This window comes from Prosthecobacter fluviatilis, assembly GCF_055388355.1.
The window spans coordinates 3,263,634-3,287,345 of record NZ_AP043782.1 but is presented as its reverse complement, the minus strand read 5'-3'; the positions used below and the strand labels follow the sequence as shown (position 1 = coordinate 3,287,345).

19 protein-coding genes and 1 tRNA gene are annotated in these 23,712 nt (G+C 58.9%); 16 read left to right on the top strand and 4 right to left on the bottom strand.

Features of this window, described 5'->3' with window-relative positions; translation table 11 throughout:
- Positions 1-31: 31 nt before the first annotated feature.
- From ACZ5WW_RS12625 to ACZ5WW_RS12590, 8 genes are all read left to right on the top strand, one after another.
- Entirely contained in the window at positions 32-901 is an 870-nt protein-coding gene (locus ACZ5WW_RS12625) for a DUF502 domain-containing protein (RefSeq protein WP_377168073.1), read from the top strand.
- Positions 902-956: 55 nt separating this feature from the next.
- Complete coding sequence (locus tag ACZ5WW_RS12620; RefSeq protein WP_377168071.1) at positions 957-1,394, top strand: 8-oxo-dGTP diphosphatase; 438 nt, start codon at positions 957-959, stop codon at positions 1,392-1,394.
- A gap of 45 nt (positions 1,395-1,439) precedes the next feature.
- Entirely contained in the window at positions 1,440-2,891 is a 1,452-nt protein-coding gene (locus ACZ5WW_RS12615) for a sulfatase-like hydrolase/transferase (RefSeq protein WP_377168069.1), read from the top strand.
- A 242-nt stretch (positions 2,892-3,133) separates the two neighbouring features.
- Positions 3,134-3,204, top strand: a tRNA-Gly gene (locus ACZ5WW_RS12610).
- Between the two features lie 43 nt (positions 3,205-3,247).
- Entirely contained in the window at positions 3,248-3,808 is a 561-nt protein-coding gene (locus ACZ5WW_RS12605; RefSeq protein WP_377168067.1) for a hypothetical protein, read from the top strand.
- Positions 3,809-3,873: 65 nt separating this feature from the next.
- Positions 3,874-5,076: an outer membrane beta-barrel protein gene (locus tag ACZ5WW_RS12600; protein ID WP_377168065.1), complete on the top strand. Its 1,203-nt coding sequence runs from the start codon at positions 3,874-3,876 to the stop codon at positions 5,074-5,076.
- Between the two features lie 117 nt (positions 5,077-5,193).
- Positions 5,194-7,392, top strand: coding sequence for a GumC family protein (locus ACZ5WW_RS12595; protein ID WP_377168063.1), 2,199 nt, complete (start codon positions 5,194-5,196; stop codon positions 7,390-7,392).
- A gap of 21 nt (positions 7,393-7,413) precedes the next feature.
- Positions 7,414-7,980, top strand: a complete 567-nt coding sequence (locus tag ACZ5WW_RS12590) for a polysaccharide biosynthesis/export family protein (protein ID WP_377168061.1) — start codon at positions 7,414-7,416, stop codon at positions 7,978-7,980.
- 87 nt (positions 7,981-8,067) lie between these two features.
- Here ACZ5WW_RS12590 and ilvD read toward each other — a convergent pair whose 3' ends face one another.
- Positions 8,068-9,786 carry a dihydroxy-acid dehydratase gene (gene ilvD / locus ACZ5WW_RS12585; RefSeq protein WP_377168059.1) on the bottom strand — a complete coding sequence of 573 codons (1,719 nt, stop codon included), beginning with the start codon at positions 9,784-9,786 and terminating at the stop codon, positions 8,068-8,070.
- A 141-nt stretch (positions 9,787-9,927) separates the two neighbouring features.
- On the opposite strand from ilvD, the gene ACZ5WW_RS12580 reads away from it, so the two are divergent.
- The 3 genes from ACZ5WW_RS12580 to ACZ5WW_RS12570 all read left to right on the top strand — a co-directional run bounded on the left by ACZ5WW_RS12580 (position 9,928) and on the right by ACZ5WW_RS12570 (position 13,137).
- Positions 9,928-10,689: a c-type cytochrome gene (locus ACZ5WW_RS12580; protein ID WP_377168057.1), complete on the top strand. Its 762-nt coding sequence runs from the start codon at positions 9,928-9,930 to the stop codon at positions 10,687-10,689.
- 89 nt (positions 10,690-10,778) lie between these two features.
- Positions 10,779-12,215: a UTP--glucose-1-phosphate uridylyltransferase gene (locus ACZ5WW_RS12575; RefSeq protein WP_377168055.1), complete on the top strand. Its 1,437-nt coding sequence runs from the start codon at positions 10,779-10,781 to the stop codon at positions 12,213-12,215.
- A gap of 46 nt (positions 12,216-12,261) precedes the next feature.
- On the top strand, positions 12,262-13,137 hold the full coding sequence (locus tag ACZ5WW_RS12570; RefSeq protein ID WP_377168053.1) for a leucine-rich repeat domain-containing protein: 876 nt from the start codon (positions 12,262-12,264) through the stop codon (positions 13,135-13,137).
- Between the two features lie 25 nt (positions 13,138-13,162).
- On the opposite strand, the gene ACZ5WW_RS12565 is transcribed toward ACZ5WW_RS12570, so the two are convergent.
- Positions 13,163-14,029 (bottom strand): right-handed parallel beta-helix repeat-containing protein, encoded by an 867-nt coding sequence (locus ACZ5WW_RS12565; RefSeq protein ID WP_377168051.1) that lies wholly within the window; start codon positions 14,027-14,029, stop codon positions 13,163-13,165.
- Positions 14,030-14,043: 14 nt separating this feature from the next.
- On the bottom strand, positions 14,044-15,408 hold the full coding sequence (locus ACZ5WW_RS12560; protein ID WP_377168049.1) for a Gfo/Idh/MocA family oxidoreductase: 1,365 nt from the start codon (positions 15,406-15,408) through the stop codon (positions 14,044-14,046).
- Positions 15,409-15,565: 157 nt separating this feature from the next.
- On the opposite strand from ACZ5WW_RS12560, the gene ACZ5WW_RS12555 reads away from it, so the two are divergent.
- Positions 15,566-16,171, top strand: a complete 606-nt coding sequence (locus ACZ5WW_RS12555; RefSeq protein WP_377168047.1) for a peroxiredoxin — start codon at positions 15,566-15,568, stop codon at positions 16,169-16,171.
- A 108-nt stretch (positions 16,172-16,279) separates the two neighbouring features.
- Positions 16,280-17,713 carry a PhoPQ-activated protein PqaA family protein gene (locus ACZ5WW_RS12550; RefSeq protein WP_377168045.1) on the top strand — a complete coding sequence of 478 codons (1,434 nt, stop codon included), beginning with the start codon at positions 16,280-16,282 and terminating at the stop codon, positions 17,711-17,713.
- On the opposite strand, the gene ACZ5WW_RS12545 is transcribed toward ACZ5WW_RS12550, so the two are convergent.
- Entirely contained in the window at positions 17,609-18,400 is a 792-nt protein-coding gene (locus ACZ5WW_RS12545; protein WP_377168043.1) for a GntR family transcriptional regulator, read from the bottom strand. The genes ACZ5WW_RS12550 and ACZ5WW_RS12545 overlap by 105 nt on opposite strands.
- 79 nt (positions 18,401-18,479) lie before the next feature.
- Here ACZ5WW_RS12545 and deoC point away from each other — a divergent pair, with 79 nt between their 5' ends.
- Genes deoC through ACZ5WW_RS12530 form a run of 3 tightly spaced genes read left to right on the top strand, consistent with a single transcriptional unit; the run spans position 18,480 to position 23,710 of the window.
- Entirely contained in the window at positions 18,480-19,262 is a 783-nt protein-coding gene (gene deoC, locus ACZ5WW_RS12540; protein WP_377168041.1) for a deoxyribose-phosphate aldolase, read from the top strand.
- A 56-nt stretch (positions 19,263-19,318) separates the two neighbouring features.
- The gene (locus ACZ5WW_RS12535; protein WP_377168039.1) at positions 19,319-19,735 is read left to right on the top strand and encodes a BlaI/MecI/CopY family transcriptional regulator; all 417 of its coding nucleotides are present in this window, start codon (positions 19,319-19,321) and stop codon (positions 19,733-19,735) included.
- 6 nt (positions 19,736-19,741) lie between these two features.
- The gene (locus ACZ5WW_RS12530; protein ID WP_377168037.1) at positions 19,742-23,710 is read left to right on the top strand and encodes a M56 family metallopeptidase; all 3,969 of its coding nucleotides are present in this window, start codon (positions 19,742-19,744) and stop codon (positions 23,708-23,710) included.
- Positions 23,711-23,712 lie beyond the last annotated feature (2 nt).

Genomic DNA, 23,712 nt, shown 5'->3' with positions numbered 1-23,712 from the left:
AATGGCACTTGATACCCCCAGTACTATCCCAATGCCCGAGGTGCATGCACCGAAGGGCTGGGCTGTGTGGCTGCGGAACAAGTTTCTGGCCGGTCTGGCTCTGGCTTTGCCGCTGATCATCACGTTCTGGATCTTGTTTTCGATCTATGACCTGCTGCATGCATGGAGCAAGCCTGTGCTGGCGCAGATGGTGAACTTGGTGAACGAGTTTTCAGAGGAGCCGGTGCTGGACATCGGGAACCCGAATCTGGAGAGCCTCACCAACTTCATCGGGTTCTTGTTTTCGGTGCTGGCGATACTGGGGCTCGGCTTCATGGCCACCAATGTGATCGGAGTGCACATTGTCACCGCCGTTGACAAACTTTTGCTGCGAATCCCTCTGGTTGCGGTCATTTACAAACCGCTTAAGCAGGTGATCGACGCCTTTCGGAGCCTTGGAGGCGGTGCAAAGCAAAACTTCAAACGGGTTGTGTACATCGACTATCCTGTTCCTGGCATGCGCATGATTGGTTTTGCCACAGGCCAGTATTGTGACCCCCAGACCGGCAAGGCGATGACCTGTGTCCTGCTGCCCACAGCGCCGAGCCCGATGACCGGCTTTCTGCTTGTGGTGGATTCAGACAAGCTCACGGATGCGCCGATCTCCATTGAAGAGGCGATGAAAATGATCATTTCAGGCGGGCTTGTCTCGCCTTTGAATGCCGTGGCGCCGCTGAATCAAAAAACTCTCACGACACTGGCACCTGAACCGCAGCCTGAGCCTGAATCTGTGTTTGACCTGCCTGCGGGCCTGCCAAGGGCCGAAGATTTTGACGCCGGTGACACAGAGATCCTGGCGCAATCCATGGACATCAAGAGTGGAAAGCGCTGGTTGCGCGCCCTGCCATGGAAGAAACGCTGAAAGCACAGTGATCATTGATTGGAATACATGGCAGCCGGGCGTTCGCGCCACACTGATGTTCATCATTGATGAGGCAAAGCGTCAGGTTTTGCTGATCCGCAAAAAACGCGGGCTGGGCGCCGGAAAAATCAACGGGCCTGGGGGCAAGATGGATCCTGGCGAAACCGCCGTGGAATGTGCCGTCCGTGAGACCCAGGAGGAACTTGGCGTCACAGCGCTGAATCCGGAGCATCATGGCGAGCTATGGTTTCAGTTTGTGGATGGGCTGTGCATGCATGTTGACGTCTTCGTGGCCAGCCAGCACGAGGGGGAAGCCGTCGAAACCCCTGAAGCAGTGCCGCTGTGGACCTCACTGGATGCGCTGCCGTTTAACGAGATGTGGGCTGATGATGTTCACTGGCTGGGGCAGACTCTCGTGGAGCGCCGTCACTTCATAGGGCGCTTTACTTTTGATGACGACACCATGCTTTCTCACGAAGTAAGCTGGCTGTGATTTTTTTGATTCCCGGCTGGAGGCAATCATGGATATCATGGGCCCATGAAATTTCTTTTGCTTCTGTGCGGAGTTCTCGGGATTCAACAGGCATGCGAAGCCGCGCCGGACGAGCCGCCAAACATCGTGCTGGTGATGGCGGATGATCAAGGGTGGGGAGACATGGGCTACAATGGGCATCCTCATCTGAAGACGCCGAATTTTGATGCTCTGGCGAGGGAGGGCATCCGCTTCGACGAGTTTCATGCGGCGGCGCCGGTATGCTCGCCCACACGGGGGAGTGTGATGACAGGACGCACTCCGAACCGTTATGGCTGCTTTTCCTGGGGGCATCCGCTGCGTCCGCAGGAGATCACAATCGCGGAGGCTCTGAAGACAGCAGGGTATGCGACCGGGCACTTTGGCAAATGGCACCTGGGATCTGTGCAGAAAGAAAGTCCGGTCAGCCCAGGCTCCAGCGGATTCGACGAGTGGGTCTCGTCTCCCAATTTTTTTGATCTGGATCCGGTGCTGAGTGTGCAAGGCAAGGCGGAACAGTTTCAGGGAGAAAGCTCCGACATTACCGTGGAAGCGGCGCTAAAATTTATCCGCGGGTGCGCCGGCAAAAAGCAACGCTTTCTTGCGGTGGTGTGGTTTGGCTCTCCGCATGACCCCCATCAGGCGCTCGAGTCAGACAGGGCGCCCTATTCCGGCCTGCCAGAGAAGCAGCAAAACTTCTACGGTGAGATTTCGGCCATGGATCGTGCCTTTGGCCGGCTGCGGGCGGAACTGAAGCAACTGGACCTGCGCGACAACACCCTCCTGTGGTTTTGCAGCGACAACGGCGCGCTGCCGAAAGTCGGATCTTCCGGAGGCCGCCGGGGGGGCAAAGGACAGATCTATGAAGGTGGCCTGGCGGTTCCAGCTCTTCTGGAATGGCCCGAGGTGTTTCATGAGCCCAGAGTCATCAAGGCACCATGTGTCACCTCGGACATCTATCCCACCCTTTTGGCTCTGGTGGGGGTGAGCATGGAAAAGCAGCCCCCTCTGGATGGCATAGACATCATGCCATTGCTGACCGGGCAGGAGCAAAAGCGCACGAGTCCCATAGGTTTTTGGGACTCAGGCAAAAAAGGCATCAGCACACCCTCCAAAGTTTGGATGGACGAGCTGCTGACCGCTCAAAAGAAGGGGGCGGAACCGGCTGATCCCGCTCGGGTGCTCCCTGATGCGGCAGTCATTGGCGAACCTGTCTCACTGACTGAGTTTCCTGGGCATTCTGCCTGGCTGGACTGGCCGTGGAAGCTTCACCGAATCGAAAACAAAAAGACCCATGAGGTGACCTGGGAACTGTACAACCTGCTCAGAGACCCTGACGAGAGCACCGTACTGCTCGCGGAACAGCCTGAACGGGTGCCTCAAATGCAGAAAAGTCTCGAAGATTGGCTCGAAAGCGTGGCGAGAAGCTTGAATGGCGAGGATTATCCGAGCGAAAAAGCCGCAACCAAGAACCCATGATCGCCTGAAAGGGTTTTCCGCGCTCGGCGCGAAGCCCCATGAGGGTAAAAGAAAGAGTCCTTTCTACTACAAGCTTGCCAGGTCATTATTGAGTGCTAATTAATGGACAGACTTGAAAAGCGAAAATGCTGAAAGTTAAGGATTCTGAGTTCATCAGCAATTCTGGAATTTCAAAATTTTTTCTTTAAATTCTAAAAATATCTTGCGGCAACAGGATGTTTCGTGTTACTATAACTTCAATTGCGGGTATAGCTTAGTGGTAAAGTTCCAGCCTTCCACGCTGGCCATGTGGGTTCGATTCCCACTACCCGCTCTGAGGACACGTCCACATCTGTAAATTTACCTTTATGCCGCTCATGAAAGCTGTCCCTTTTTCTCGCCTTGCGAGCTCTTGCGCCTGTCTTTTCATTTTGGCTGTATCCTCTGCTTCGGCTCAGTCGGCATCAAACTGCAGCGAAATTTCGAATGATGTGCGTGTCGCTGTAGAAAAAGATCCCTCCAAAGTCCTTATGGTGGTGGAGGATGCACTCGTTATCAACGAAGGCTGCGCGGGCGAGATCGTGAAGACAGCCATTATTGCATCCAAAGCGGACGCCACACTTGCAGGTCAAATTGTTCAGACAGGCGTGTCTGTGGCGCCCAAAATGGCTGGCGTCATCAATGACGCAGCGATCGCGTTGGTGCCTGGTCTCGCAGCCACTTCGCCAGTCCCTGCCATTGAACGGCCCATTGCTGTCTCTGAGAAAAACCCGGTGAAAAATCCCGGCAAAAACCCGATCATGCCACCGGCTGAAGAAGAGGATTTCTTCGTTCCATCCTCCATTCGAGGAGTGTTTCTCATCCAGCCGCCTGCGTCAGGCCCGTTGCCGCCACGCACGACGACCAATCCGGTGTCCCCATCCAACTCCATTCCGTGATTGATGCTGAAGCCTGACCCAGGTGGCTCATCCTGAATTGAAATCCGAAACTGCTCCTGACTTTCATGCGCTTCAAACTGGCAATGCTTTTCCTGGCCGTCGCTGTTCTCAGCCCAGTTGCATTGCGTGCGCAGGGTCTGGTGGCGATTCAGAACTACTCGGCAGATTTCAAAAACGAGGAGCCTTTGACTTTCTCCTTCAATGCCACATCAGGATATGACCGGCTGAAGTACAAGGTCATATCACCCACTTTGAGCGACATCGACTCTTGGTACGCGCAGGGTGGTGCCGGGGTGTCCTACACACGTCCCGATCAGACCACCCCCTTCAGTTTCAGTTTGGAGAGCAGCGTCCTGCAGTACGTGAAAGGGGTGCCGACATACGGCAGCACTTTTTACAATGGCCGTGCGAGCGTCAATTTTGAGCATCAGTTCTCCGAGAGGCTGAAGATAAGCAATAATTTCTACCTGACTTACGGCACCAATCCCACAAGTGCTTTTGGCTATGGTGCGACCAGCGCCCTGTGGAACGGGCAGTTTCTGTATGGGTACAACAATTTCAATGTGAGCTATGCCTGGTCTCCACGGTTTTCGACGACGACATCCTACACCTTTGACGGCATTGCCTATCAGGACTCTCTGGTCGCGACTTCCCAAGACCGCTATTCTCATCTGGTTGCGCAGCAGTTTGCCTATAAAATTGGGAAGCGGACGAGCCTGACTGCCGAGTATCGCTACCGTCTGACGGACTACACCAAGAGCGCCTTCCAAAACTATCACTCACATTTCGCGCTGGCCGGTGTTGATCACGCCTGGAGTGAGAACATGTCCACCTCCGTCCGGGCAGGTGCCGAACTCTATGAGAACGCGCGCGGAAGACAAACAAAGCCTTACGCCGAAGCCGCGCTCAACTATGCGGTGGCCAAGCAGACGCAGCTGCGCTGGTTTTCGATGCTGGGCTTCAATGGCGCGCTGCTGGGCAACTACAGCAGCAGCTACGGCGTGAACACGGGCGTGCAGGTGAATCATCAGGTGACCAAGCGGTTTAGCGTCAACAGTGGTGTCAGCTATGCTCACTCCGTGCTCTCAGGGGGCACCGCTCCGGATCAAAAGCAAGACTCTGTGTTTCTCAATGCGGGCATTGGCTACCAGCTGATGGACAACCTGAACGTGAACGCCAATTACTCATTTTCCACGCAGCTGTCCAACAACCCTCTGGTTGAGTTCAACCGCAATCGTGTCTCTCTCGGTGCCACGGCCAGCTTTTAGTCCCAACAGCCCAGAAAACAATCCGCCGGCGGGCAGATTCGGACACCACGAATCTCCCGCTGGCGGCATTTCAAGAGCATTTTCTTAACTCCTTCAAATTATCAAACCAGAGCAGTCATGAACGAGTCCGGTACCGAACTGCAGAAGCATGCGATGGACACCTGGCAGGTGATCAAGAACCGCTTTGGGCTCATTTCTCTGTCGTTCATCCTGATCTTCGCAGCGGCGGCCGTGCTCACCTACATTATGCCGCGCAAGTACCGCGGGCATGTGGAGATGACGATTGAGCGCATCACGCAGGACATTAATGTGTTTGACCGCAACCGCAGTGACGGGCTGGCCTTCACGCAGGAATACATCAAGACTCAGTTTGAGACCATCACCAAGCCAACCACGCTATATCCGGTGATCGAAAAACTCGAGCTCGCCAAAAAATGGGAGCTGCCCAGCCGTCAGGCGGCATTGGCGAGGTTGCGCTCCAATCTCGACACACAGTCGATGCTGAGGTCGGATTTCGTCATCATCGACTACTATGACCAGGATTCGCAGCTTGCGGCCACCATCGCAAATGAAGTGGCAAAGAGCTACATGGAGCAGCGCAACCACATCGAGAGCAGCAAGAAGCAGAAGGCCCTCGATGTGCTGAATCAACAGATCACCGATCAGGAGGCACTTCGTGGTCAGGCTCAGGTGCGCGCCCAGGAAGCAAGGCGCAAGGCCGGGATTGTGGGGGACTGGATCGTCGGAGGTGGCAGTTCTCTGAATCCAGGCGGTGAGTTGCGGAGTGAAAAAGACTCCATGGTCATCTCACGTGAACAAGCGCTGATGATCGCCGACCAGGAGATTCTGACTTTGCAGTCAGACATTGACCAGGTGAGCAAGCTTTCCCCCGACGAACTCATCGAGCAGGCATCTGGTCTCAAGCTGGAGAATCAAAACATTACAGCCATCACCATGAAGCTGCAGGACCTCAAGGTGGCGCGGGAGGGGCTGGTTAATGAAGGACGTGGACGCCTGCATCCGCAGGTGCTCAGCGTGGACAGCCAGATGGCTGAATACCAGTCTCTGATTCTGGGAGCTGCCAAGGCGCATGTGGCCGGCCTGCAGAACCGGCTGGATGCCGCAAGGAAAAAGAGGGAATCCCTCAAGGTTTACAATGAAGACGCAAAGCAGGAACTGCAGAACATGCAGGCGCTTTACACGGAGTACAAGACTGCCAAGGACGAGGTGACTTATCTGGAGGACTTGCTGGTAAAAATGCGGTCGCGCTTTTTTGAAGAAAAGGCGGGCATCGAACTCGTGAAGTCTCCGGCGACCATCTACTCAGAAGCGGAGCCGGAAAGCAAACCCGCCAAGCCCAATGTGCCCTTGCACCTGGCTCTCGGAGGGGTGCTGGGTCTCATGTTTGGACTTGGGCTCGCCTTTTTCCTGGAATACATGGATACGACGGTGAAGAACTTGGATGACGTCGAGCGCTACCTTGGCGTTCCTGTCCTTGCGGTGGTGCCCAAAGACGTCGGAGTTTTGCACCGCTCCAGCGGCTTTAATCCCGATGCCGAGGCCTACCGCATCCTCCGCACGAACATCGAATTCAACCGCAGAACACCTGAGGCCAACTGCCTGAGCGTGGTGAGCGGCGGGGCTGGGGAAGGCAAATCGACCACGATGGTGAACCTCGCCTATGTCTGCGCTCAGGGAGGCTACAATGTGCTGCTGATTGATGCTGATTTGCGTCGGCCGAGTCTGCATACGCATTTTGATGTCAGTCATGCGACTGGGCTGACCAACTACCTGACCACTGACATCCGGCTGGAGGATGTAGTGCTGCGCACGCCTGTGGAGAATTTATTTTTCCTGCCGAGCGGGCTCCTGCCGGCGGATAGTGCGGGACTGCTGAACTCGCAGCGCATGGTGGACCTGATCACCGAAGTCAAAAGCCGGTTTGACCTGGTTCTTATCGACTCACCGCCTATTCTTGGAGTCAGTGATGCGTCCGTGCTCGCCAATCTGGCAGACATGACCATGATTGTGGTGCAGCACCGCAAGCTGCCCCGCCACATGCTCATGCGTGTGAAGCAGAGCGTGGAAAACGTCGGTGGCAAGGTGGTGGGGGTGGTCCTCAACAATGTGGACCTGCGCAGCGACGCGCAGTACCAATACTACACGAGCTACTACACGTATTACTCACCGACGAATTCGCCCAACGGCGCCGCTGGTGGAAAATCCCGTCGCCGCAAGATCAAAGCTGAAACCACTGCCACCGTGCTGGGCGGCTCCCAGGCCGTCTCACGGCTGGATGGTGACGATGTTTTTTAAAACCACAGAATCACAACTCCTATGAACACACGCTCTGTCTCCTGCTTCCTTGCCGCATGTGTCTGTGCAATGGCACCCGTGCATGCTCAGAATGGCGAGATCGCCCTCAAGGCCAACAACCGCATCACGATTTCCATTGGGGGCATTCCAGACAATGAAGTGCCGCAGATCAGCAAAGTTTACACGATCAGCGACAACGGGACCGTGAACCTGCTCCACATCGGCGAAGTGCGCGCAGCAGGACTGAAGCCTTCCTCATTGCAGCGCACAATCGAGCAGACCTATATCGCCCGTGAAATTTACACCAGGCCCACTGTGACCGTTACCACGGACGACAATGCCACCACCGCACGCATGATCTACGTCGTAGGGGGCATCAAAGGCAACGGGCAGGTCCCATACAATTCGAGCATGACGGTGCTGAAAGCCATTTCCGCAGCCGGTGGGTTCACTCCCTTTGCCAAGCCCAGCAAAACCAAGCTGATCCGCAACGGCGTGACCACCGAGATCAACCTCAAGGACATCAGTGCCGATCCTTCCAGGGACATCCAGCTTCAGCCTGAGGATCAGATCATTGTGCCAGATTGAGGCGCGACTGTCTTACGGTGCGCTGTACGCAAATCCGGCATGAAGGAATGCTTCATGCCGGAGAGAAGGATGCGTTGCTGATGCCGATTACAGACCGAAGTCGGTGACCGCGCCCTGGCTGGCGCTGGTGGTGAGCTTGGCGTATTTGGCGAGGACGCCGCGGGTGTAGCGGGGCTTGGGCTGCTTCCACTTGGCGAGGCGGGCCTTGAGTTCCTTGGCTGGGATGCCGAGGGTGATGGCGCGCTTTTCGGCGTCGATGGTGATGGGGTCGCCATTTTTGATGATGGCGATGGGGCCGCCGACGAAGGCCTCCGGAGTGACGTGGCCGACGACGAAGCCGTGGCTGCCACCGCTGAAGCGGCCGTCGGTGATGAAGGCGACGTCCTTGCCGAGGCCCTTGCCCATGATGGCGGAGGTGGGGGAGAGCATTTCACGCATGCCGGGGCCGCCTTTGGGGCCTTCCATGCGGACGACGATGACGTGGCCTTTTTTAACCTTGTCATTGAGGATGGCCTGAAGGGCGGTCTCTTCGGATTCGAAGACGATGGCCTTGCCTTCGAACTTGAGGCCTTCCTTGCCGGAGATCTTGCCGACGGCGCCTTCGGGGCAGAGGTTGCCTTTGAAGATGACGAGGTGGCTGTCCTTCTTGAGGGGGGCGCTGAGCGGGCGGACGATCTGCTGATCTTTGGGCCAGACGATCTTGGAGTTTTTCATGTTCTCCTTCATGGTCTTGCCGGTGACGGTAAGGCAGTCGCCGTGCATGAGGCCTTCAGCGACGAGCATGCGCATGAGGGGGACGGTGCCGCCGATCTTGACGAGGTCGTTCATGAAGTATTTGCCGCTGGGCTTGAGGTCCGCGAGGACGGGGGTCTTCTTGCCGATGCGGACGAAGTCTTCGATGCCCAGCTTCACACCGGCGCTGTGGGCCATGGCGATGAGGTGGAGGACGGCATTGGTGGAGCCGCCGAGGGTGATGATGAGGGTGATGGCGTTTTCGAAGGCCTCCTTGGTCATGATGTCGCGAGGGGTGATGCCCTTCTTGATCATGTTCATGACGGCGGCGCCGGCGTCGAAGCAGTCGATGAGCTTGTCGGTGCCGACGGCGGACTGAGCGCCGGAATTGGGGAGGCTCATGCCGAGGGCCTCGATGGCGGAGGCCATGGTGTTGGCGGTGTACATGCCGCCGCAGGAGCCTTCGCCGGGGATGGCGTGCTGCTCGATGTCGATGAGCTCCTTGTCATTGATCTGGCAGTTGGCGTGCTTGCCGACGGCTTCGAAGACGGTGACGATGTCGGCGTCTTTTTTCTCGGGGCCGACGCAGCCGGGGAGGATGGTGCCGCCATAGACGAAGACGCTCGGGCGATTGAGGCGGGCCATTGCCATGAGGCAGCCGGGCATGTTTTTATCGCAGCCACCGATGGCAACGAAGCCGTCCATGCCTTCGCAGCCGACGACGGTTTCGATGGAGTCAGCGATGACTTCGCGGGAGACGAGGGAGTATTTCATCCCTTCGGTGCCCATGGAGATGCCGTCGGAGATGGTGATGGTGTTGAAGATGACGCTCTTGCCACCGGCGGCGTCCGCACCTTTGGCGGCCTCCTTGGCGAGGCGGTCGATGTGCATGTTGCACGGGGTGACCATGCTCCAGAGGGAGGCGATGCCGATCTGGGATTTTTTGAAGTCCTCGCGCTTGAAGCCGACGGCGTGCAGCATGGCGCGGGAGGCGGCGCGGTCCACTCCATCGACGACGATGGCGCTGTGTTTGCGATGGAGGTCGGATTTGGCGGCGGAGGCTTTCTTGGGCATGGCTGAGTAGGATTAAAACGAGCACGCAAAATGGCAGACATGCCCGGTGACGCAAGCTGCCTTTGAGGGCAGGACAGGCGCAGGAAATGGCAATCGTGGTGTGGTTTCCGGCGCGTAAAGAGCGATAAGGAAAGGGTGAACTTGTATTTTCGATGCATCTTTGTTTTTCTGGCCCTGGCTGCTGCGCTGAGAGCGGCGGACGGGGCTGTGCCGCTGGACTTCAACCTCTATATGCAGGGGAAGTTTGTGTATGAGCGGAACTGCGTGGTGTGCCATGGGCCGCGCGGGGATGGCAACGGGGAAATGAGCCCGACGCTGAAGCCGAAGCCGAGATCGTTCCGGGAGGGGATGTTTAAATTCCGCACGACGCCGTATGGCAAGCTGCCGACGGATGATGATCTGCGGCGGACGATCACGCACGGGTTGAGCGGGACGGCGATGGGGATTTTCAGCCATCTGCAGGCGGACGAGATAGAAGCGGTGATCGTGTATGTGAAATCGTTTTCGCGCCGGTGGAAGAAGGAGGAGAACTATGCGCCTGCGATGGAGTTTCCCACCGAGCCGGAGTGGTTTCAAAAACCGGAGGCGCTGAAGATGCGCGCGGAGGCTGGGAAGAAGCTCTTTATGGCAAACTGCATGGCGTGCCACGGCGAGAAGGCGGATGGCAAGGGGGCTGCGGCGGTGGCGCTGAAGGATATCTGGGGCCTGCCGGCTGCGCCTGCGGATCTGAGGCAGCCGCATCCGCGCTGTGGGGACGGGCCGGCAGATCTCTTCCGGGTGCTGGCCACGGGGCTGAATGGGACACCGATGGTGAGCTTTGAGGCGACGCTTTCGGCAGAGCAGCGGTGGGAGATCATCGCGTATCTTCTGAGCATCCGGCTGCCGTCTGTGCCGGTGCTGTGAGGGGCAATCGGACGGGGAGTGGATGGTGCGAGTTGTCTTACGAATGTTTGTTTGCCTCGGCAGATGGTTAACTTTAGCGTGGGGGCTGCATGAGTCATCCCCCCCTTACATCCGAGAGCCTTGAAGCAGCGTTTGCCCCATTTCGACAGAAGATGCAGGCCGAGGGCCTGAATGAATCCGCGATCCGTGCCTTTCGGGGCAGCTATGCGGCGCTGCTGGCGGGAGAGACGGGCATGATCCCTGAGACGACGATCAAGCCAGCGCAGAAATTGCCGCGTGCGGATGATCTGAAAGCACCGGCCGCAGAACGTGCGGCGGAGCTGCTGAAGCAGACGGTGCTGATCAAGCTGAACGGCGGACTGGGCACGGGCATGGGGCTGGAGAAGGCGAAGTCGCTGCTGCCGGTGCGGGGAGAGGACACGTTTCTAGATTTGATCGCGAGGCAGATCCTGCTGCTGCGGTCGAAGACCGGTGGCGAGGTGCCAATGTTTATGCTGATGAACAGTTTCAGCACCTCGGCGGACACGGCGGCGCATCTGGCAAAGCGCTTTCCGCAGCTGGGCGGAACGGAGACGTGGGAGCTGATGCAGAACAAGGTGCCGAAGGTGCTGGCGGGCAGCCTGGAGCCTGCGACCTGGGCAGCGAGCCCGGATGCCGAGTGGTGCCCACCAGGGCATGGGGACATCTATGCATGCCTGGCCGGATCTGGCTGGCTGGAGCGGCTGCTGGGCAGCGGAGTGAGGTATGCATTTGTGTCGAACTCGGACAACCTGGGTGCCACGCTGGACCCGGCGATCCTGGCGTGGTTTGCGGACAGCGGGATGCCGTTTGCGATGGAGGTGACGCGCCGTACGGAGTCTGACAAAAAGGGCGGGCACCTGGCTGTGAGGCTGAGCGACGGGCGCTTTCTGCTGCGTGAGTCGGCGCAATGCCCGAAGTCTGACGAGCACCTGTTTCAGAACATTGACGAGCACCGGTATTTCAACACGAACAACCTATGGATCGACCTGCAGGCGCTGCAGGCGGCGCTGGAGGCGAATGACGGACTGATCCCGCTGCCGCCGATCATGAACAAAAAGACGGTGGATCCGCGTGATGGCAGCTCGCCCGCAGTGGTGCAGCTGGAGACGGCGATGGGTGCGGCGATCGAGTGTTTTGAAGGAGCGGGTGCGATCGAAGTTTCGCGCGTGCGGTTTGCGCCGGTGAAAACGACGAGCGATCTGCTGGCGGTGAGGTCTGATGCCTATGAACTGACGGAGGACTTCTGTCTGAGGCTGCACCCCAGCCGCAACGGGCAGCCGCCGCACCTGCATCTGGACCAGAAGCTGTGCAAGCTGGTGGACGGGCTGGAGCATAACTTTCCCCACACGCCGAGCCTGCTGCACTGCCGCAGCCTGCTGGTGCATGGGCCGGTGGAATGCGGGGCGAATGTGGTCTTCAAAGGTGATGTGGTGATCCACAATCACACGCAGGCGGCGGTGAAGCTGCATGCGGGGGTGCATGAGGGGCCGATCAGCGTGGGGTGATGAATTTATGATTTACGATTTTTGATTTATGATTTGAGATGGGGGTATGAAACTCTTCCTGCTGATGTTCGGTTTGCTTTGTGGTGGTCTTTGCTCGGCTGATGTGGCGGCGCTGCAGAAGCTGGGGGCGAAGGTGACGGAGGCGGGAGGCGTCGTGACGCAAGTGCAGGTGAAGTGTGATGCATTCACGGCGGATGATTTCCGGACGCTGGGGAGTTTTGCGACGATCAAGAATTTGAGCATCAGCGGGAAGACGATCACGGATGAGACGATGGCTCTGTTGACGGGGCTGAAGTCGCTGGAGATGCTGAGCACGGACGGCATCCAGCTGACAGATGCGGGGTACAAGCATTTTGCGGCGTTTCAGAATCTGAAGTCGCTGGCGTTTTTCCACCCGGCGTTTCGCTCGAAGGATTTTACGGGGAGCGGATTGGCGGAGCTGAAGGCGCTGCCGAAGCTGGAGAGGCTGACGTTTGCGGGATCGACAGCGGGGGATGTTGCGATGGAGGCGATCGGGCAGCTGTCGCAGATCAAGGAATTTCGGACGTGGCACACGGCGCAGACGCAGACCGGGAATGCGGCGCTGCTGAAGCTGACGAACCTGACGGCGCTGAGGCTGGGCCAGCGGCTGCCGGAGTGGGGAAAGGATACGCCGGTGAGCTTTGATGAATCCACGATGGAGGTGGTGGGGAAGCTGAAGACGCTGGAGTCTCTGGAGCTGACGGAGGCGAGGCTGAGCGCGAAGATCATTCCGCAGCTCAAGGGACTGCCAAAGCTGAAGCGACTGAAGCTTGAGACGGTGGATATTTCGGAAGCGGATGTGGATGCGGTGAAGGCGGCGCTGCCGGAGTGCAAGGTGGAGTGGAAAGAGATGAGCGCGGAGGAGAAGGAGGCGCTGCTGGTGAAGAAGCTGCGGCTGTGAGGGGCGGGTGTGCGAAGGCGCGGGCTTACGGTTTTCGCCACTCGTTGTCATGTTGCTCAACCACTGCGTCTCCGCGCACAGCGATGTCTAGTGACTGGTGGTGGATGAGGCAGTGGGTGATGCGGTGGTATTTGCCTTCTAGGAAGAAGCCTGCGCCGAGGTTGTGATGGACCTCACAATTGGTGTAGGTGGTGACGCAGTCGTTGACGTCGGCCACACCACCTGCATTGGAACCGTTCCAGGCGATCTCGGAATCGAAGACGTCCATCTGCACGGTTTCGTGGGCGCTGATGCCTTCGTCGCCGTTGGAGAAAGCTTTCACGTTTTCCAAGCGGATGCCGACGCGGGGGCCGTGGATGTTGAAGCCGTCGTTGGCGGCGTGCAGGGCGGTGATGTTTTTGATTGTGATGTAGGAGCAGGCGATGTTGACGCCGCTGGCCAGCCCTTCAGGCGGCAGGTAGATTTTGGCTGAGCCGGGTGTCTTGCCTGCGGGCCAGCGGAAGTAGATGGAGCCATCGGCTTTGAAACCCATCTGGCCGGTCTGAAGCGTCTCTGGTGCTGCGAAGATGACCTTGCCTTTTTCACCGCTTTTTTGTTCGGCGGCACGGTCTCGAACGATGCGGATGGGGACCTCCTCGATGAAGAGCGCGGCACGCTGGACGTCATCTATGGGCGGGTGTTTTTCGAAGGGGCCGCGGGAGGTCCAGAGATCGCCGTGCTTTTCCCAGTCGTGGGAGGTGACGTCGATGCCGAGATCGATGATCAAGCCATGACCGTCGAAGACGGCGGGTTTGTCCGGAGTGCCGCCCTGCGTGAGAGTCAGTGGGGTGTGGCGGGTTTCCTGGGCGTAAGCGGTGAAGGCGAGGGCGAGAAAGATGAGGAGGCGGTGCATGCGTGTGTGCTTCTTTAAGCATTCCAGAGGTCTTCGCCATAGCTCCAGCCGTCGCGGACAGGTTCTTTGATCCAGGCGTCGAATTCGGGGGCGTTTTTGACCTTCATGTTTTCGGCGTCCCATTCGATGGTCTTGCCAGAGCGGATCGCCATGACGCCGGTGCTGACGAGTTCGGTGAGGGGGCAGGCGTAGTCGAAGTGGGAGCCTGCGTGAGGGATGGTGCCGCGGATGGCGGCGAAGAGCTCGCCGATGGGCTCGCCAGCGATGGAGCGGGGGAGGGGCTTGCGGCGGAGGATGTCGATGATGGGCGTCATGCGCTCGCGTGGCCAGAGCTGGGGGCTCTGCACGCGCATGCCTTCGGAGAAGAGCGTCTCCTTGCTGCCTTTCATGATCATGCCGTTGTCGGGGAGGCCTTTGGTCATGCCAGGGAGGGCCTCTGGGAGAAGGCCGCCTTCATACCAGTGGATCTGCACCGAGGGCATGGTGCCGCGTGCGGCGAAGTGGAAGATGATGTGGGATTTAGGAGCGGTGTAGCCTTTGAAGTCGCCAGGCTGCTGCTGGACGACCTCGACTTTCTCGGGCATGCCGAGCTGGAGGGTCCAGAAGGGCGCATCGAGGCAGTGGCAGCCGATGTCGCCAAGGCCGCCGCAGCCGTAGTTCCACCAGCCGCGCCAGAATGCCGGCAGGTACTGCGCGCTGTATTCGGCCTCTGCGACGGGGCCCTGCCAGAGCTGCCAGTCCACGTCTTTGGGAACGGGTTCGCCGGCAGGGATCTGGGTGGGGAACTGCTTCAAAAAGCCGACTTTGCTGATGGGGCGGTCGGTCCAGCAGTGGACTTCGCGCACCTCGCCGAGGACACCGGCTTCAAACCATTCTTTGACGAGGCGGATGCCCTCCCAGCAGTGGCCTTGATTGCCCATGACGGTCTGCACGCCGTATTTTTTGGCGGCCTTTAGCAGGGTGCGGACCTGCCAGATATTGTGGGCGAGGGGCTTCTGCACGAAGACGTGTTTCTTTGCCTGCATGGCGGCCATGGCTGCGGCGAAGTGGGTGTGGTCGGGAGTGGAGATGAGGACGGCGTCGATTTCGGAGCCCTTTTTGTCGAGCATCTCGCGGAAGTCGGTGAACTTGGGGACGGTGGGGTGCTTTTTGGCAATCTCTGCAGCGCTGCGGCCGCCGAGGTCGCGCCAGTCCACATCGCAGAAGGCGACGATTTCTTCGCCCTGGGATGCCTGCACCGCGCCATTGCCCATGTTGCCGATGCCGACGCAGGCGACGCGGATCTTTTGCTTGTTGTCGGCGGCGCGGAGGATGTTGGGGCCTGCGAGAGAAGCGAGGGCGGCAGTCTTGAGGAAGTGGCGGCGGGGTTGGGTGGACATGAGGGTTTAACGGAGAATCAGCGGACAGATTTCAAACGGTGCCGAGGATGTGCAAACGCTTTGCCTTAGTGTTTGACCCGGGACTTTTGGGCGGCAAAGGTCGCGGTCCTGGCGTAATCAGAAGCGCCTGCAACCCCACCACCCCGCATACTCACTCATGGAAACAACTCTCGCCTCGGTCGGCTCCAATGTGCCCGACTTTGAAATGGAAACTTACGAGCCTGCACATGGTGACTTCGGCAAGGTCTCCCTTGCTGACATCAAGAAGGCCGGCAAATGGACCGTCCTCGTCTTTTATCCTGCGGACTTCACCTTCGTATGCCCGACGGAGCTGGCGGACCTGGCCGACCAACAGGAGAAGCTGGCCGCCTTGGGCGCGCATGTGATCGCGGTGTCCACGGACACGAAGTTTGCCCACATGGTGTGGCGCAACACGGAAGGCCTCATGAAGAACGTGAAGTACACGCTGGCTGCCGACACGACGGGCGCGGTGAGCCGCCTCTTTGGCGTGTATGACAGCGCCACTGGTCTGGCACTGCGCGGCACCTTCATCATCAATCCTGAAGGAAAGCTGGTCTCCTCCGAAGTGAACTTTTACAACGTGGGCCGCGATGCCGGTGAACTGGTGCGCAAGATGGAAGCCAATGTGCACCTGATGGCGAACCCTAGCGAGGCCTGCCCTGCGAAGTGGACGCCGGGCTCCAAGACGCTGAAGCCGGGCAAGGACATCGTGGGCAATGTGGCCTCGGTGATGAACGGCTGAGGTGACTGACAGCTGATTTTGCAGCCTTGCGGATGAGCTCCGCAAGGCTGTTTTTATTTTGAGCTTTAAGGATGGCAGAACATGGCTGCGGTGGACGTAGTGTGAGGCATGCAACGTGCCATTCTCCTTGCCTCATTTCTTTTCTCCCTCGCTCCGGCTTTTGCGGAGATCACCATCGGGAAGTATGACATGGCCTCGATCAGGGACACGGGGAACCTGGAGACGAAGGTGATCATGGACTGGCATGCGAACCCGAAGGATGCGGCGATACGGCAGAAGCTGGTGGAGATCACGGTGTGCGAGTGGTGGCCGGGGCTGAAAGTGAGGCTGCCGGTGACCTTCCTCGCGCCTGCCTCGGGTGTGTGCACGAATGTGATCATCGAGAACACGGGGCTGCAGATGAAGCCTGCGGCGGTGGCAGGGGCCAAGCTGCGGCTGCTCAAAGAGCAGGGCGTGGGCATCGTGCTCATCGGGATGGTGCCGATCAATGACATGGAGCCGGTGGGGAAGCTGCACCTGATGATGGAGGAGCATTTCATCCAGACGAAGGACACGCGCTACACACCTGCGTGGATCTGGGGCATCAGCGACATGCGGGCGCTGACGGCGGCGGTGGCGGAGAAGGAGGTGTTTCAACCGAAGAAGGTGCTCGCCACGGGAGGCTCGAAGCGCGGGGTGGCCACGGCGGCGGCGGGGATCGCAGATGACCGGGTGACTGCCATCATGCCGGTGGTGGCGCCGGTGATCGAGAGTCCTGGAGGCCCCTATGTGGAGGGCATGCTGGCACCGGAGATCACGAAGATGAACGAGGAATTCATCGCGAAGATGTCAGACCCGGTGGGGCGTGAGAAGCTGCTGATCCGCCAGAAGGCGAGATCGGATGAGCGGATCACGGTGAAGATGGCACGGGATGCGGGGTGGAGCGACGCGGAGATGAAGACAGCCTGCAATGCCGCGTGGGAGGCGTGCCGGACGACGAACTACCTGGACGTGCTGAAGAAGCGTGGCACGGAGGTTTTTTACAACCAGGGCTCCAATGACAATGTGAGCCCGGGGCTGGTGGAACTGGGGAGAAAGTTTCCGCAGTTGCCGGTTTTCATTGTGCCGGGAGGGCAGCATGGCGGTGCGAAGGAGGCGGGATTTGTGAAATCGGTGGGAGGCATGCCGGAGGTGGATGAGAACTTGCGCGCGTTTGCGCTTCATCACTTCTTTGGCACACGGCATATGGTGGCTCCGCCGAAGGTGACCGCGAAGTGGGATAAGGCAGCGCACAAGCTGGCGGTGAAGGTGGTTTTTCCAGATGGCAGCGAGCCGCAGGAGAACACGGTGTGGTGGTCGGTGAACCGGCATCCGGATTACTCGATTGCGATGGAGTTTGATGCGTGGGCCTCAGCGCCGCTGAAAGAAGGCGGAGCTGATGCCTACAGCGGTGAGATCTCAATCGAGGGAGAGGTGAAGACGATTGATTTGATCACGGTGCACGCGCAGGAGGAAAACGGCAGCACGCTGACGGTTTCGAGTCCGGAGATCCGGCTGGAGTAGAGTCTCAGCGCATGTGTCCGAGTGCGGCTTGGGGGCTGAGAGGCCGCCGAGTTGGTTGCGGAATTCGTAGACGTCGCTGCAGTAGAGGGTTTCCTCGTGCCAGAGGGGAGTGCTGGCTGCGAGGAAGCCGGTGGTGATGACGAGGAGGCAGGCGGTGTGTGGAGAGATGCCGAGGGCGGCGGCCTTGGGTGCGGTGGCGTTTACGGCACGGATGGATTCATCGGCGCCGGAGATGGTGAGGCGGCACTTCTTGGTCCAGAAGGCGTAGAGGGAGCCGACGGCGAGGCGGACGCGCTCGATGAAGAATAGTGGATCGGAGGGCTGTGCCTTCAGTGCGTGCATGACGACGGCAGGTGCGTCTGCGGCGGTGATTTTCCGGAAGGCAAGAACGCGGGTGCCGGGCTTTCTCCCGGCGGCGGCGGCTTTCTCTGTGAAGCTGACGAGGCGCTGAAGATCGTAGTCCAGGACGCTCGCGCGCACAAAGATGCCAGCGCCTTGGCGGAATTCCAGCAGGCCGGTGGAGACGAGGCTGCTGAGGGCCTTGTTGGCGGTGGGGCGGCTGGTGCCCAAGCGCAGGGCGATCTCGCGCTCGGTGAGGAACTTGGCTCCGGGCGTGAACTGGCGGCTGCGGAGGAGTTTCCGCAGCTTTTCGATCAGTTGTTCATGAAAGGACGCCGGTCTGGCCACGGGGCGCAATCTGAGACAAAAACGGCCTTTGATAAGTGGCTAAGCCAATTTAGAAAATGGCTAAGCCAATCAATCCACCATGAAATACAGCTATTCTGAACTCGCCAAGATGATCGACCACAGCCTGCTGCACCCGACGATGACGGATGCGGAACTGGAGGCCGGGTGCAAACAGGCGGTGCAGTACCAGGTGGCCTCGGTGTGCATCAAGCCCTATGCGGTGAGGCAGGCGGTGGAGTGGCTGAAGGGCTCTGACGTGATCGTGGGCTGCGTGATCGGCTTTCCGCATGGGAACAGCACGACGGAGTCGAAACGCTATGAGACCGAGCTGGCCTGCAAGGACGGGGCCAAGGAGATCGACATGGTGGTGAACCTGGGCAAGGCGCTGGGTGGAGACTGGGGCTATGTGGAGGCTGATGTGAAGGCGGTCTGTGATGAAGCCCACAAGCATGGCGCGAAGGTGAAGGTGATTTTGGAAAACGACTTCCTGACCAACGGCGGAGCGGGGCTGAGCAGCGATGGCCTGAAGCGCAAGCTGTGCGAGATCTGCGAGAAGGCGGGCGCTGACTGGGTGAAGACGAGCACGGGCTACGGCTTTGTGAAGCAGGCGGACGGCAGCTACAACTACAAGGGGGCCACGGAGCATGATCTGGCGCTGATGCGCGCTGCATGCAGCCCGAAGGTGCAGGTGAAGGCGGCGGGTGGTGTGCGTGATCTGGCGGGACTCGTCAAAGTGCGTGACCTGGGTGGTTCGCGCTGCGGTGCCTCCGCGACGGTGGCGATGATGGAGGAGTATCGCAAGCGGGAGGCGGCGGGCACGCTGGACGGGCTGGAAGGAAAGATTGGTGCGGGTGGGTATTAAGCGGTCATTAAAATAGTTGTTTACAAATGTAAGCAAATATGACTACAGTTGTAGTCATGAGCAAAAGACGTGTTCAGAAATCCTCGCCTCCGGCTGCTGAGGCGGTAGCCATCACGGAGGCTGAGTGGGACATCATGGAGCTGCTGTGGGAGAAGTCCCCACGGACCTCGCAGGAGATCGTGGCCCTGCTGGAGGAAGGCAGGGGCTGGAAGCGTGCCACGGTGGTGACACTGCTGGCCCGGCTTACGAGCAAGGGTGCGCTGGTCACCGAGCCGCAGGGGAACCGCTTTCTCTACAGTCCTGCGGTGGAGCGAAGCGCCTGCGTGGCGGAGGAGACGCGCAGCTTTGTGGAGCGGATGTTTGGCGGGGCGCTACAGCCGCTGGTGGCGCATGTGGCGGAGCATCACTCGCTGTCGAAGAAGGACATCGCCGAACTTAAGGCGCTGCTGGACCAGATCAAACCCAACGCATGAACCTTTATGAACACGCTGACCCACCTCATCGAACTGTGGCTTCAATCGTTAATGCTTTTAACTTGGAAGGGCGCTCTCCTGACGCTGGTGGCTGGGGCGGTGGTGCTGCTGCTGCGGCATCATCTCTCGGCTGCGTGGCGCCATGGCCTCTGGCTCCTAGTTCTGCTGCGCTTTACGGTGCCAGACCTTGGACTTTTTTCCGGCTCGCTGGACGGGCTGGTGGATGTGCCAGCACTGATCGCGCCAGGAGCGACACCCCATGAAGTCGAGTCCGGTGTCTTTGAAGCGCCCCTGGAGCAAGGTGGTGAAACCTCCGCAATCATGGCAAGCAATGCACCACAGCCCCTGATGTCAGCAGCGGCCCAGGCTCTGCCCGCTAGCAGCGAAATTTCCGTGCTGGCAGCAGATCAAGCACCTTCCTGGTCGTTGGCGCAAAAACTTTTCGCTGTCTGGCTCTGCGGAGCCCTTACGGTGGTCTTGGCGATGGTGGCGTTGCATCTTCGGCTGCAGCGACGCATCCGCCGGGATGCGAGCGAGGCGTTCAGCGAAATCAGCAGCGTTTTACTTGAGGCGTGTCGCATGGCCGGTGTCCGGCGCGTGCCAAGGCTGCTGGTGACGGAAGCGGTGCGCGCTCCTTCTTTGTTTGGCCTGCTAAATCCGGTGATCCTGCTGCCCAGGCAGGTGGCGGCTGGGAGAGATGCCGCCACTTTGAAGCTGATCCTGCTTCATGAGCTGGCGCATCTCAAAAGGCATGATCTTTGGGCGCAGGTTCTTTCGTCCTGCGTGATCGCTGTTCATTGGTTCAACCCCCTGGTGTGGATGGCGGCTCGGCGGCTGCGCGCGGAGGCGGAGATGGCAGCAGATGCGCACGCCCTGAGCTGCACCGATGTCACCGAGGCGCACCGGTTTGGAGAGATGCTGCTGGGCTTCACACGATTTGGCACCACGGGTTGGATGATCTGGCTGGCCTCGGCCACGCTGCTGGGCATCTCTGAAAACAAGAACGATCTGCGCCGTCGCATTGAGGGCTTGATGGACATTGCACGAGGACGGCGCACGCGCTGGCTTGTCGGCATGGCGGCTTTCATAGTGCTGGCGGCTGTAGGACTCACGCGCTCACCTGCGGAAGATGCAAAAAAGGTGACCGCAGAGACTCCGGCGGACAATCTGGCAACGACAGTGGTAAGGGGCATCGTGGTGGACGAAAAGGACAAGCCGGTGAGCGGAGCCGTGGTGAAAATATCCATCAATCAGCTCAGCCGCTCTGAAAGTCTGGAGCGGGTGACGGGGGCTGACGGTAAGTTTGTCTTTGAAGACGTGCCAAAGGCGGCCTCGCTTAACCTGCGCGCCAGACATAGCGAGTATGCTGAGTCCAATTTCATCGTTTTTTCGGGAGTCAGCGTGAGTCAGGAGCGACGGCTTGTGCTGCCCGGAGTTTCTTGGATCCGAGGCAAGATCACGGACAAGCGCGATGGCAGACCCATCAAAGACGCCCGCGTTTTCTTTGGGGTGGAAAACAAGGTCGCCATTGTGAGCCGTTATGACTGGAAACATCCGTTTGCCCATACGAATGAAGCTGGAGAATACCGCCTGCCGGTGAAAGTGGCGGATGTGAACGGCATCATCGTGCGAGCCTGGGCTCCTGACATGACCGTGCAGTCCAGAGCGATCAAGTTCTCGGGGCACGACGCGGAATTTGACGCCGCCTTGGAGCCTGCACAGCGCGTCCCCGGCAAAGTGGTGGACGCGTTGGGCGAGCCCGTCAAAGACGCGATGGTCTGGGTCGTGGAGGATGCTGTGAGGCTCGACGAAAGCTTCAAGCCAATCACCTTGGAAATGATGCGATCCAGTGACCGGGTTAACATGACGCAGGGCAAATTTTTTATCAGCCTCGACTACTCCAAAGGTGATGGAAGCGTGCAGATGCCTGAAGCCGACCCCCTGCTGAAGGACAAACTGTGGGTGGTGGCCATGCATCCCAAGGCCGGATTTGCGCGCATGCGCGCAGCCGATTTGAAGGCGGGGGTGGTCTTCCGGCTGGAAAAATGGGTCTCCATGAGCGGAAAGATCATTCGTAGTGACGGCAGTCCGCTGGCAGATGCGACGCTGTTCATTCATGCCAAAGGAGATCCTGATCTGCTGGCCAGGCAGGACACACTCAAGATAGTCCACAACATCAAGGTCACCACGGACATCGGCGGTGCGTACAAGATCGACCACCTGCTTCCTGGTGCGACATTCAACGGCGTGACCATTGACGGGGTTAAGATAAAAAAAGAATATCTGCCAGTCGGGCCGATCACTGTGGGAACAGGGGCGCAAAAGGTGAGGCAGATCACGCTAGGGATGAACCTGGCGATTCGGCGAGAGGGCGGGGTGCGGGCCGTACAAGGACGCATTGTCCTGCCTGAGGGCTTTGCACTTCGAGGGGATGACTATAGCTGCCACTTTTCCATCATCTCCCAAGGCTTGCCGGTGTCCATCATGACGACGCCTGACAAGGAGGGACGCTATATCACTGAAGATCTGCCGCCGGGAACCTATGAACTAAGCGTGAGCGTGATACCGAGGAACACGGGAATGGAAATGGCCCGGGATGTGGGGCGGTGGGTGAGATTTCAGATAACGGCGGGTGCGGACCAGGCACCGTTGCAGGTGCCGGATATTGTCATCACAAAAGAAGACCTCACGCCTAAGCCGCGTTCAGCAAGCGATGCTGCAATGCTGGAATCAGCGGTTTTCAGCGAAGGGCCTGAGGGGAAAATAGAGGTGACCACAATTGATGCTGAGGAGAAACCGGTACCGGGGGTGAAGATCGAAATTCTCGACCTGGTGGACTATGCGCATGTGCCGATGAATCTGGCCAGCGCCCAAGGACGGTCCGTGCAAATGGTGAGCGACGATCATGGAAAAGCGATCCTGTCTTTTCCACGCAATCCTGCGGCAGGAAAACGAGCCTCCGGCGTTCAGGTGGCAGGAACAGCACCAGACGGGGCTAAGGCGCGAATCACCACCATGATGGACTGCAGAAAGTACAAACTGCGGGTCTATCCCGAGACACCCGTGAGACTCGCAGTTTCCACTCCGGCCACGCACTGGGTGGCGAGCACCAGTGCAGGATTGCTTCAGGAGAAGCTGACTTTGGAGGGAGGGGAGCTCAAAGGAAGGCTGGCCTTGGAGCATCGTACGCACTTCATTGTGCAAGGCACCACTGCTGAGGGGAGGGTGCTGTTTTCCCAGGCGATTGGCACCCAGAAGGACCGTGGCCAGGAAGTCAGAGAAACGTTGAAGCTTGAGCCCGGGGTGGAGATTGAAGGCAAGATCGAAGGACTGCCTGCCGATGATGAAGGCACTGGTGGAGTGGTGGCGAATGTTTACGTCAAACCTCAAGAGGTGACAAACGAGGTCATGAAAGGAAACCCGCCGAATGTCCCATGGACTGCATGGGCGCCGGTGGGGCCGGACGGGCGTTTTCGTTTCAAGGGCATGCCACGTGGCATGGTCACCCTGAGAGGATTGGGCAAAGGCTGGATGACCACGGGCCCGCTGAACATCGACAGCACTGCAATAGTGGATATCCGCGGCTCGGCCGAGAAAACCATGGTGACGCTGTCAACCAAGCCATGCATTCGGCGGAGTCTGCGCGTGCTGCTGCCTGATGGCAGTCCGGCGGTCGGTGCCACCGTGCAGGTGGAGGCGCCGGGCATCGGCCTGCTTTCGACCAGCCGGGAGAACATGCATGCCGAAGATGCCGGAAGACTGGCCCAGTTTATGAAGACAGGGTGGATGAGCAGGCTGACGGTGGCCAATGAGAAGGGAGAGGTGATGCTGGAAAACCGGCCTGCTGGCAGGACTTACTGCCAGGTTTTCTGGATGGATCCGAAAACCCTGCATCCACGCTGGGGGACTGCGACGGTCTCCTTTGAAGACACGGAAAAAAGCGGGCCTCTGGAAATCAAGGTGGCGGAAAAGTAGGT